Consider the following 10,154-nt stretch of genomic DNA (forward strand, 5'->3'; position numbering starts at 1 on the left):
CCGGCGGCCTGTCTCGCCTGCCTCGCGGCTCTGGCGGCCTGTTTCGCGGCCTCGTCGGCGGCGCGCCCGGCGGCCTCGGCGGCCCGCATGGCCTCGGCGGCGCGCGCCATCCGCTCGGCCTGGCTCAGCGCGGTCGTATCGGTGTCGGAGTCGGTCACGGGCTTCCCGTCGCGGCTGTTCACGGTTGGCGTTGGACCGTCCTGAGAGTGCCATGGACGGTCCGGAGGGTCACGCAGGCGGCCGTGGGGGCGGCCCCTCGGGCGGTCACGAGTGCGCCGGGGCCATGTCGGAGACGTCGTCCAGCGCGGCCCTGATCTCGTTCGGGAGCGTCAGGTCCTCGCTCTCCAGGATCGCGGAGAGCTGCGCGGGGGTGCGCGCGCCGACGATCGGGGCGGTGACGCCCGGACGGTCCCGCACCCAGCTCAGCGCGACGCTGAGCGGCGACACGCCGAGGCCCTCCGCGGCGGTGACGACGGACTCGACGATCCGGGCGCACTCCTCGTCCAGGTAGGGCTGGACGAACTCGGAGAAGTGCGGCGCGGCGGCACGCGACCCGGCGGGGATGCCCGTCCGGTACTTGCCGGTGAGGACGCCGCGGCCGAGCGGCGACCAGGGCAGCAGCCCGGCGCCCGCGTCCAGGACGGCCGGGACGACCTCGCGCTCGATGTCGCGGCGCAGCAGCGAGTACTCCAGCTGGGCCGAGACCACGGGGGCGCGGCCGGGCCAGGCGCGCTGCCAGGCGGCGGCCTTGGACACCTGCCAGCCCGCGTAGTTGGACACCCCGACGTAGCGGGTCCGCCCGGACATGACCGCCTCGTCCAGCGCCGACAGCGTCTCCTCCAGCGGCGTCGCAGGGTCGTAGACGTGGAGCTGCCACAGGTCGACGTGTTCGAGGCCGAGGCGGTCGAGGGAGGCGTCCAGCGCGCGCAGCAGGTGCCGGCGCGATCCGTCGTAGCGTCCGTTCGGCCTGATCGCGGCCTTGGTGGCGATGACGAGGCCGTCCCGGTCGACGAGCTCGCGCAGCAGGTGCCCGAGGATCCGCTCGCTGTCGCCGTCGCTGTAGACGTCGGCGGTGTCGACGAGGGTGCCCCCCGCCTCCACGAACGCGGCGAGCTGCGCCGCGGCCTCGTCCGGCTCGGTGTCCTGGCCCCAGGTCATGGTGCCGAGGCCGAGCCGGGACACCAGCAGTCCGCTCCGCCCGAGGTGACGCTCCTTCATAGGCGGCCAATCTAGCGGTCATCACGGACGCCCCTCCCCGCCGTGGCGCTCCGTGACCGCAAGATCACCCCGTGCCCGGCGGGTGCCGGGCCGGTGGCGGGAAGGTGTCCGGGCATCGGCGGAGAAGTCGCCGGACGCCGCGTCCGCGCACCCCGGCGGTCGAATCGCGGCCCGCCCGTCGGCGGGAGGCGCATCCGCGCGGACCGGTGGCCGCTACCCTTCTGTGGGGATCGGGCGCCGTGGCCCGTCGCGTTTTCCGGAGGGGACCCGCAGCTCGTGAACGTCGTGGAAGCGACCGTGCTCGGAATCGTCCAGGGGCTCACCGAGTTCCTGCCGATCTCCAGCTCAGGTCACCTGCTCATCGTGCCCAAACTGCTCAAGTGGGACGATCCCGGGGCGGCCTTCACGGCGGTCATCCAGCTCGGCACGATGGCGGCCGTCATCATCTACTTCTGGCGCGACCTCGTCCGGATCCTGGCGACGTGGACCAAGAGCCTGTGGACGCCCGAGCTGCGCCCGCACCAGGACGCCCGGATGGGCTGGTACATCGGCCTCGGCACGATCCCGATCGCGGTGTGCGGGCTGGCGTTCAAGGACTTCATCGAGGAGCCGGCCCGCAACCTGTGGATCAACTCGACGTCGCTGATCGTGATGGGCCTGCTGCTGATGGTCGCCGAGTGGGCCGGGATCAGGAAGCGGGAGGTCGCCGACCTCAACATGCGGGACGGCCTGATCATCGGCGCGTTCCAGTGCCTGTCGCTGATCCCGGGCTCGTCCCGGTCGGGCTCGACGATGACGGGCGCGCTGTTCCTCGGCTACACCCGCGAGGCCGCCGCCCGGTACTCGTTCCTGCTGTCGATCCCCGCGGTGGTCCTGTCGGGGCTGTTCGAGCTGCGCAAGGCGTTCGACGGGTCGCTTCAGCTCGTGCCGACGCTCGTCGCGACGGTCGTGTCGTTCGTCGTCGGGTACGCGTGCATCGCCTGGCTGCTGAAGTTCCTTACCAAGCACTCGATGATGGTCTTCGTGTACTACCGGGTCGCGGTCGGCGGGGTCCTGCTCGGCCTCCTCGCCGCCGGGACGATCGCCGCGACCTGAGCGAGCCCCCGGCGGGCCGCGCCAGGCTCGGCCTGGACGGGCTTGAGTGGAGGTGAGCAGGAGGCGGGTGCCGGTCGGCCCGTCTTGTGCACCGGACACACACTCACGCGAAAGATCTATTGCCGCGGGCCGCCGCCGGGTTAGAGTGCGCGACCATGGCACCACCCCCGTTCTCGATGTACTCCCCGAAGACGCCCGGTGACGGCGTCCCGGCCGTGGAGCCGGTGTTCGGCGCGGGCCCGGGGGACGACCCCGGCTACCTGGCGTCCCTGCGGAGCGGGACGGTGCTCGGCCAGATCCGCGCCATGATGGTCGTGCTGTGCGGGGCGCCGGTGCTGATCTGCGCGATCGTCCCGCTGATCGTGGAGAACAAGGACGAGGGCCTCGCCGGCGCGCCGGCCTGGATCTACCTGCCGCTCGCCGCCGCCGCGCTGCTGGCCGTGCTCGCGGGTCCGCGGGCCCCGCGCCCGATGGAGCCGGGCGCCCCGCCCGCCCAGGCGGCGGCGACGGCGCTGGTGGTGTACCGGCAGGCGGTCCTGCTGCGGTTCGCGCTGGCCGAGGGCGTGATCCTGCTGGGCCTGCCGCTCGCCATGGTCGGCCACAGCGAGCTGGTCTTCGCCGTGGGCTTCGTCCTCGGTTATCCGCTCCTCGTGTGGCTGGCGCTGCCGACCCGGGCCGGTGTGGAGCGCATGCGCCGCCGCCTGGAGGCCTCCGGCGCCGAGTCGCACCTGTGGCCGGCCCTGCTGGCCCGCCCCGTCCCCTCCGGGGACTAGGGCGTCAGAGCCACTTGTTCTTGCGGAGCTTGTTGAACAGGACGACGCAGGTGATCGCCATCACGGTGATGACCAGCGGGTACCCGAGGGCCGAGTGGAGCTCGGGCATGTGCTCGAAGTTCATGCCGTAGATCCCGGCGATCGCGGTGGGGACGGCGATGATGGCGGCCCAGGCGGAGATCTTGCGCATGTCCTCGTTCTGCTGCTTGCCGAGCAGGGCGAGGTGCGCGGTCAGGACGCTGTTGAGGAGCTCGTTGTGCGCGTCGACCTGGCCGTCCACGAGCAGGAGGTGGTCCAGGACGTCGCGGAAGTACTCGCGGGTGCCCGCGCACTCGGCGACGCGGCCCTTCACGATGTCCTGGAGGACGGGGACGAGGGGGTCCTCGGCGCTGCGGAACTCCAGGACCTCGCGCTTGAGGGAGTAGATGTCGGCGGTGACGTCGCGGGCGCTCGGGTCGAACACCGAGCGCTCCAGGCCGATGATGTCGACCTCCACCTCGTGGACGACGAGGCCGTAGCGGTCGACGACCTCGTCGCAGACGGCGTAGAGGACGGCGGTGGCGCCGTGCTTGAGGAGCTCGGGCGACTCCTCCAGGCGCTTGCGGACGGGCCCGAGGGGGTTGCCGGCGCCGTGCCGGACGGTGACGACGAAGTCGTGGCCGAGGAACACCATGATCTCGCCGACCTCGATGTCGGAGGTCTCGTCGATGTACTGGAGGGTCTTCAGGACGACGAAGAGGGTGTCGTCGTAGCGCTCCATCTTGGGGCGCTGGTGGGCGGAGACGGCGTCCTCGGCGGCGAGGGGGTGGAGTTTCAGCTCGTCCTTGATGTGCTCGAACTCGGCCTCGTCGGGCTCGAACAGGCCGATCCAGAGGAAGCACTCCCCGTCGGCGCGGGCGAGGTCGAAGGCGTCGCTGATGTCGCCGTCGATGTCGCTGCGCCTGCCGCCGGCGTAGATGGCCTTGTCCACGATCACGTCGGGCATTGTCGCGCATGCGCCCGGTGCGCGGGAAACGGTGCGCCGGACGCGCGGAAGCCCGCGATCTCCTAGAGTGGCCATTGTGACCACCCTTCTCCTGGTACGGCATGGCCTGACCGCCATGACCGGTCCCGTGCTGGCCGGCTGGACTCCCGGGGTGAGCCTGGACGAGCGGGGCCGGGCGCAGGCGTCCGCGCTCGGGGCGCGGCTGGGGCCGGTGCCGCTCGCGGCCGTCGTGGCGAGCCCGCTCGACCGGTGCGTGGAGACCGCGGAGGCGGTCGCCGCGGGGCGCGCGGGGCAGGCCGGCAAGGTCGAGACGGACGAGCGGTTCGGCGAGGTCCGCTACGGGGACTGGACGGGCCGTCCGCTGAAGGAGCTGGCCGAGGAGCCGCTGTGGCGGGTCGTGCAGGCGCATCCGAGCGCGGCGCGGTTCCCCGGCGAGGCGGGCGAGGCGCTGGCGGACGCGCAGCACCGCGCGGTCGCGGCGGTGCGCGACTGGAACGCGCGGATCGCCGCCGAGCACGGCGCGGACGCCGCGTACCTGGTGTGCAGCCACGGCGACATCATCAAGGCGGTGGTCGCGGACGCGCTGGGCCTGCACCTGGACCAGTTCCAGCGGATCCAGGCCGACCCGGCGTCGCTCACCGTGATCCGCTACACCGAGCTGCGGCCGTTCGTGGTCCGGGTGAACGACACCGGCGGGGACGTCAAGGGCCTCCTGCCGCCGCCGCCCGCCGAGGACGGCGCGGAGAGCGGCGGGAGCGGCGGCGCGGGCGGTCCCGGGCCTAGTGACGCGGCCGTCGGCGGCGGCGCGTAGGGTCGTTGTCATGCCCGTCATCTCCTACGACCTGCCGGACAGGTTCGTCGCCGGCGCCGTCGGGCGGCCGGGGGACCGCGCGTTCTACCTCCAGGCGCGCTCCGGTCGCCGCGTGACCAGCGTCGGCCTGGAGAAGTTCCAGGTCACGCTGCTGGCCGAGCGGCTGGAGGAGCTGCTGGACGAGGTGCTGCGCCGCAGCGGGGGCGAGGCGGCGGTGCCGGCGGTCGCGCCGTCGGAGCTGCGCGACGACGGCCCCCTCGACCAGCCGGTCGAGGAGGAGTTCAAGGTCGGGACGATGGCGCTCGCCTGGGACCCGGACGGCGAGCAGGTCGTGATCGAGGCGCAGGAGGTCGGCGAGGGCGAGGACGAGGCGGAGGTCGGCGAGGACGACCCGGCGATAGCGGTGCTGCGGGTGCGGATCAGCGCCGCGCAGGCCCGCGCGTTCGCCGAGCGGGCCCTGAAGGTGGTGGCCGCGGGGCGCCCCCCGTGCCCGCTGTGCGGGCTGCCGCTCGACACCGAGGGCCACGTCTGCCCGCGACAGAACGGATACCTCGGCTGAGATGGCGGCGCTGTACTGGATCATGGGCGGGTCACCCGGGAGAATGGGCGCATGACGCAGTCCTCCAGGGATCGGGCCCCGGCCGGCGACGGTTCCCTCGGCCGCTCGGTGTCGCCCCGCGACGCCGAGGCCGCCGAGCGGCTGCTGCTCGCCGGGCGGCTGGGCGTGGAGGGCCGGCTCGTCCAGGCGTCGAACGCGACGCTGTACTGCTCGATCGAGCACGAGGGCGTGAGCGCCGCCTGCGTCTACAAGCCGGTCGCGGGGGAGCGGCCGCTGTGGGACTTCCCGGACGGGACGCTCGCCGAGCGCGAGGTCGCCGCGTACGCGGTGTCCAAGGCGATGGGGTGGGGGCTGGTCCCGCCGACCGTGCACCGCGACGGCCCGTACGGGCCCGGCATGGTGCAGCTGTGGGTGGAGCCCGATCCCGACATCGACCTCGTGGCGCTGTCGCGGTCGGACGACGAGGCGATCCGCCGGATGGCGGTGTTCGACGCGGTGGTCAACAACGCCGACCGCAAGATCGGGCACCTGCTGCCGCCGGGCGACGGGCACGTCTACGGCTGCGACCACGGGGTGTGCTTCTCGGTGGAGTACAAGCTGCGGACGGTGCTGTGGCAGTGGCGGGGCAAGCCGCTGACGGCGGAGGCCGTGGAGGCGCTCGGCCGGGTGCACGCGGGCCTGCGCGAGGGCCCGCTGGGCGAGCGGCTCGCGGAGCTGCTGACGGCCGAGGAGGTCGACGCGACGCGGCGCCGCGTGGAGCTGATGCTGAAGCACCGCATCCACCCCTACCCGCCGGAGGACTGGCCCGCGATCCCGTGGCCGCCGCTCTAGCCGCCCCCCGGCCTTAAGGTGATTTGGCGCTGATGCTCCAATTGGGGGTATGTGCACGGCGATCATCAGCGTCGATCCGTCGTCCCCCGTCCCCGTCCTGCTCGCCGGCGTGCGGGACGAGTACGTCGCCCGGTCGTGGGAGCCGCCCGGACGGCACTGGCCCGACCGGCCGGGCCTCGTCGCCGGCCGGGACCTGCGCGCCGGCGGCACCTGGTTCGCCGTCGACCCCGCCGGGCCCCGGGTCGCCACGGTCCTGAACGGGCGCGGCCGGATGGCGCCGGAGGAGGGCCGCACGTCCCGCGGCGGGCTGCCGCTGCGGATGGCGGCGGACGGCAAGCTCGGCGAGCTCGACCTGCCGTCCTACGACCCGTTCCACCTCGTCGGCGCCGAGCCCGACCGGGTGCGGCTGTGGAGCTGGGACGGGACCGGCCTGGCGGAGCGCTCCCTCGGCCCCGGCCTCCACGTGATCGTCAACAGCGGGCTGGAGGGCGAGGGGCAGCTGGAGGGCGAGACCGAGGACGCCTACATGGCGGCCCGCCTCGCCCACTTCCGGCCGCTGCTCGCCGCCGCGGAGCGCCCCGTCCCGGACTTCGGGGACGTGCCGGCGGACGAGGCGTGGGGGGCCTGGCTGCCGCTCGTGGACGGCGGCGGCGTCGCCCGCGCCGACCACCGGGCGCTGCTGCCGCTCATCGACCTCGGCGACGGCCGCGTGTGGGGCACGACGTCGGTCAGCCTCGCCGCGCTCGCGCCGGGCGGCGTCCGCTACGACTTCTCCGCCGCGCCCGGCGACCCGTACGCCTGGACCAGGGTGCTCTGACCGCGCCTTCGGGGGAGTAGCCGGACCTTTTCCGCCCCGTGTTCGGCGCCCCGCACGCGGGGCCGTCACGCTCGGTGCTAACTTGACTACCTGAAGCGATCTTCGTGACGGGCCGTGTCGCGCCCGCCGCGGGACGCCGCGGCAGGACATCGGGGCGGACGGGGGAGTGCGCGGATGGGAGCAGCGGGACGGGGCACGGCGATCGCGGCCGGGCTCGGCGCGGTCGCGGTGGGGCTGGCCGCGTGCGGCGGCGGGGGCGGCGGAGGCGGCGGCTCCGCGGGCGGCACGCTGCGGGTCGTCGGGTCGTCCGACGTGGACCACCTCGACACCTCCAGCGTCTACACGACCTGGGGGAACCTCCTGGCCCGCCAGTTCGCGCGGACGCTGTTCGGGTTCACGGCGGCCAACGACTTCGACGAGGCGATCAAGGTGCGGCCCGACGTCGCGGCCGACATCCCGACCACCGCGAACGGCGGCCTCAGCAGGGACGGCCGCACCTACACGATCAAGCTCCGCGACGGCGTGCTGTGGAACACCAGCCCGGCGCGGGAGGTCACGGCGGCCGACTTCGTCCGCGGGATCAAGCGGATCTGCAACCCCGCGAAGCCGTCCGGCGGCAAGGCGTACTACACCGAGACCATCCAGGGCATGGACGCCTTCTGCGACGGCTACGCGAAGGTCGACGCCAAGAGCGCCGCGGCCATGGCGTCCTACCAGGACGAGAACGACGTGGCCGGGCTCGTCGCCAAGGACGCCAAGACCCTCGTCGTCCGGCTGAGGCAGCCCGCGAGCGACTTCACCAACATCCTCGCGCTGGAGTTCGCCGCCGCCGCGCCCAAGGAGTACGACCGGTACGTCCCCGACAGCCCGCAGTTCCGGCAGCACACCGTCTCCGACGGCCCGTACCAGATCGCCTCCTACACGCCGAACAAGCAGTACGTCCTCGGGAAGAACCCGAACTGGAAGGCCGCCTCCGACCCGACGCGGGCGCAGAACCCGGACCGCATCCAGATCACGATGGGGCAGGACTCGCCCGACGTCGTCCAGCAGCAGATGGAGCAGGGCGCCGCCGACCTCGCCTGGGACCAGCCCGTGCCGACCGCGCGGATCCCCGCCCTGAAGTCGAACGCCGACTTCAAGATCATGGAGGGGTCGACCAGCAACCCCTACCTCGTGTTCAACACCCTCAGCCCGAACAACGGCGGCGCGCTCGGCAAGAAGGAGGTCCGGCAGGCGATCAACTACGCGGTCGACAAGACCGCGCTGATCCAGATCTACGGCGGGCCGGACGTCAGCGAGGTCCTCAACCAGGTCATCCCGCCGCGCAGCGTCGGGCACCAGCCGTTCAACCTCTACCCGACCCCGGGCAACGCGGGCGACCCGAACAAGTGCCGGCAGATGCTCGCGCAGGCCGGGTACCCGAACGGCCTCACGCTGCGATTCCCGTACCGGGTGTCCAGCAACCACCCGAAGGTCGCGCAGTCCGTCCAGGCGAACCTGAAGGCCTGCGGGATCACCGCGAACCTGACGCCCGACACCAACGGCACCTTCTACAACACGACGCTGGTGACGCCCGCCGACGCCCGGGCCGGCAAGTGGGACATCGCGGGCCCCGGCTGGGTGCCCGACTGGTACGGCAACAACGGCCGCACCAACATCGTCCCGCTGTTCGACGGCCGCCAGTACGGGCCGAACTCCACCGACTACGGCGGCTACAACGACCCCGCCGTCAACGCGCTCATCGACCGGGCGCTGGAGGCCACCGACGCGGGCACCGCGGCCGGCTACTGGGCGCAGGCCGACCGGCTGATCATGCAGGACGCCGCCGTGGTCCCGTTCATGAACCAGAAGTACCCGATCTTCCACTCGTCGCGGGTGGACAACGCGCTGTACCTGCCGCAGTTCCAGGCCTACGACCTCGGCCAGGTCAAGCTCGGCTAGGCCCGGCCCCGCCGCCGACCCCGCCGCCACCGACGCGAAGGGACGCCGATGAGCCTCCTTGAGGTGACCGACCTGCGGGTCTCGTTCAGCACGCCGGACGGGACGGTCCGCGCCGTGCGCGGCGTCTCCTTCGCCGTCGACCGGGGCCGCACGCTCGGCATCGTCGGCGAGTCGGGCTCGGGCAAGAGCGTCAGCACGCAGACGCTGATGGGGCTGACCCCGGGCGCGGACGTGCGCGGCAGCGCCCTGTTCGAGGGCCGCGACCTGCTCACCGCGGGGGAGCGGGAGATGCGCGGCATCCGCGGCGCCGAGATCGCGATGATCTTCCAGGACCCGCTGTCCAGCCTGCACCCGCTGTACCGGGTCGGCTGGCAGATCGAGGAGATGATCAGGGCGCACGAGCCCGGGACCGGGAAGCGGAGGGCCCGCGAGCGGGCCGTGGAGATGCTCGGCCTCGTCGGCATCCCGCAGCCGGCCCGCCGCGCCGACGAGTACCCGCACCAGTTCTCCGGCGGGATGCGGCAGCGCGCGATGATCGCGATGGCGCTCGCGCTGAACCCCAAGCTGATCATCGCGGACGAGCCGACGACCGCGCTGGACGCCACCGTCCAGGCCCAGATCCTCGACCTGATGCGGCGGCTGCAGGGCGAGTTCGGCACCGCCCTCATCATGATCACCCACGATCTCGGCGTCATCGCCGACATGGCCGACGACGTCCTCGTCATGTACGGCGGGAAGGCGGCGGAGCGGGCCGGGCGCCGCCCGCTCTACCACCGCCCCCACCACCCCTACACCAAGGGGCTGCTGGAGTCGGCGCCGTCGGCGGCGGGCGGCCGGGACCGGCTGAAGCCCATCCCCGGGCAGCCCCCGAGCCTGATCAACGTGCCGTCCGGGTGCGTGTTCCATCCCCGCTGCGCGTACGTGATGGACCGCTGCGTCCCCGACGACCCGCCGCTGGAGCCGGTCGCGGACGACCCGGGGCACGTCTCGGCGTGCTGGCTGCCGCACGAGGCGCTCGGCCTCGGCGAGGACGCCGAGCGGCTGCGGCTCCGCGCCGTCGAGGAGGGCCGCGGCACCCTCGGCCGCCGCCTCCGCGCCACGGCCGCGGGCGACGCGGCCGAGGC

Annotated in this window: 11 protein-coding genes; 8 read left to right on the forward strand and 3 right to left on the reverse strand. The window is 73.2% G+C overall.

Annotated elements, in window-relative coordinates:
- Together E1300_RS50815 and E1300_RS42950 are read right to left on the reverse strand one after the other, a co-directional pair.
- Nucleotides 1-182, reverse strand: a 182-nt coding sequence (locus tag E1300_RS50815; protein ID WP_207400282.1) for a hypothetical protein, incomplete at its 3' end; no start/stop codon positions are given.
- 82 nt (nt 183-264) lie between these two features.
- A complete protein-coding gene (locus tag E1300_RS42950; protein WP_131763032.1) occupies nt 265-1,218 on the reverse strand; it encodes an aldo/keto reductase in 954 nt (317 codons plus the stop codon).
- Between the two features lie 276 nt (nt 1,219-1,494).
- Here E1300_RS42950 and E1300_RS42955 point away from each other — a divergent pair, with 276 nt between their 5' ends.
- Together E1300_RS42955 and E1300_RS42960 are read left to right on the forward strand one after the other, a co-directional pair.
- Entirely contained in the window at nt 1,495-2,313 is an 819-nt protein-coding gene (locus E1300_RS42955) for an undecaprenyl-diphosphate phosphatase (protein WP_131763033.1), read from the forward strand.
- Between the two features lie 155 nt (nt 2,314-2,468).
- The gene (locus E1300_RS42960) at nt 2,469-3,086 is read left to right on the forward strand and encodes a hypothetical protein (RefSeq protein ID WP_242619763.1); all 618 of its coding nucleotides are present in this window, start codon (nt 2,469-2,471) and stop codon (nt 3,084-3,086) included.
- A gap of 4 nt (nt 3,087-3,090) precedes the next feature.
- Here E1300_RS42960 and E1300_RS42965 read toward each other — a convergent pair whose 3' ends face one another.
- Nucleotides 3,091-4,062: a magnesium and cobalt transport protein CorA gene (locus E1300_RS42965; protein WP_131763034.1), complete on the reverse strand. Its 972-nt coding sequence runs from the start codon at nt 4,060-4,062 to the stop codon at nt 3,091-3,093.
- Nucleotides 4,063-4,147: 85 nt separating this feature from the next.
- On the opposite strand from E1300_RS42965, the gene E1300_RS42970 reads away from it, so the two are divergent.
- The 6 genes from E1300_RS42970 to E1300_RS42995 form a co-directional block, all read left to right on the forward strand.
- Nucleotides 4,148-4,882, forward strand: coding sequence for a histidine phosphatase family protein (locus E1300_RS42970; protein ID WP_131763035.1), 735 nt, complete (start codon nt 4,148-4,150; stop codon nt 4,880-4,882).
- A 10-nt stretch (nt 4,883-4,892) separates the two neighbouring features.
- Complete coding sequence (locus tag E1300_RS42975) at nt 4,893-5,441, forward strand: DUF3090 domain-containing protein (RefSeq protein WP_131763036.1); 549 nt, start codon at nt 4,893-4,895, stop codon at nt 5,439-5,441.
- Between the two features lie 51 nt (nt 5,442-5,492).
- Nucleotides 5,493-6,272: an SCO1664 family protein gene (locus E1300_RS42980; protein WP_131763037.1), complete on the forward strand. Its 780-nt coding sequence runs from the start codon at nt 5,493-5,495 to the stop codon at nt 6,270-6,272.
- A 49-nt stretch (nt 6,273-6,321) separates the two neighbouring features.
- Complete coding sequence (locus tag E1300_RS42985) at nt 6,322-7,089, forward strand: NRDE family protein (RefSeq protein ID WP_131763038.1); 768 nt, start codon at nt 6,322-6,324, stop codon at nt 7,087-7,089.
- 174 nt (nt 7,090-7,263) lie between these two features.
- Nucleotides 7,264-9,030 carry an ABC transporter substrate-binding protein gene (locus tag E1300_RS42990; RefSeq protein ID WP_131763039.1) on the forward strand — a complete coding sequence of 589 codons (1,767 nt, stop codon included), beginning with the start codon at nt 7,264-7,266 and terminating at the stop codon, nt 9,028-9,030.
- Nucleotides 9,031-9,078: 48 nt separating this feature from the next.
- On the forward strand, nt 9,079-10,154 hold a 1,076-nt coding region (locus E1300_RS42995; protein WP_131763040.1), incomplete at its 3' end, for an ABC transporter ATP-binding protein.

The organism is Actinomadura fibrosa, assembly GCF_900659615.1.
GTDB classification, from domain to species: Bacteria; Actinomycetota; Actinomycetes; order Streptosporangiales; family Streptosporangiaceae; genus Spirillospora; species Spirillospora fibrosa.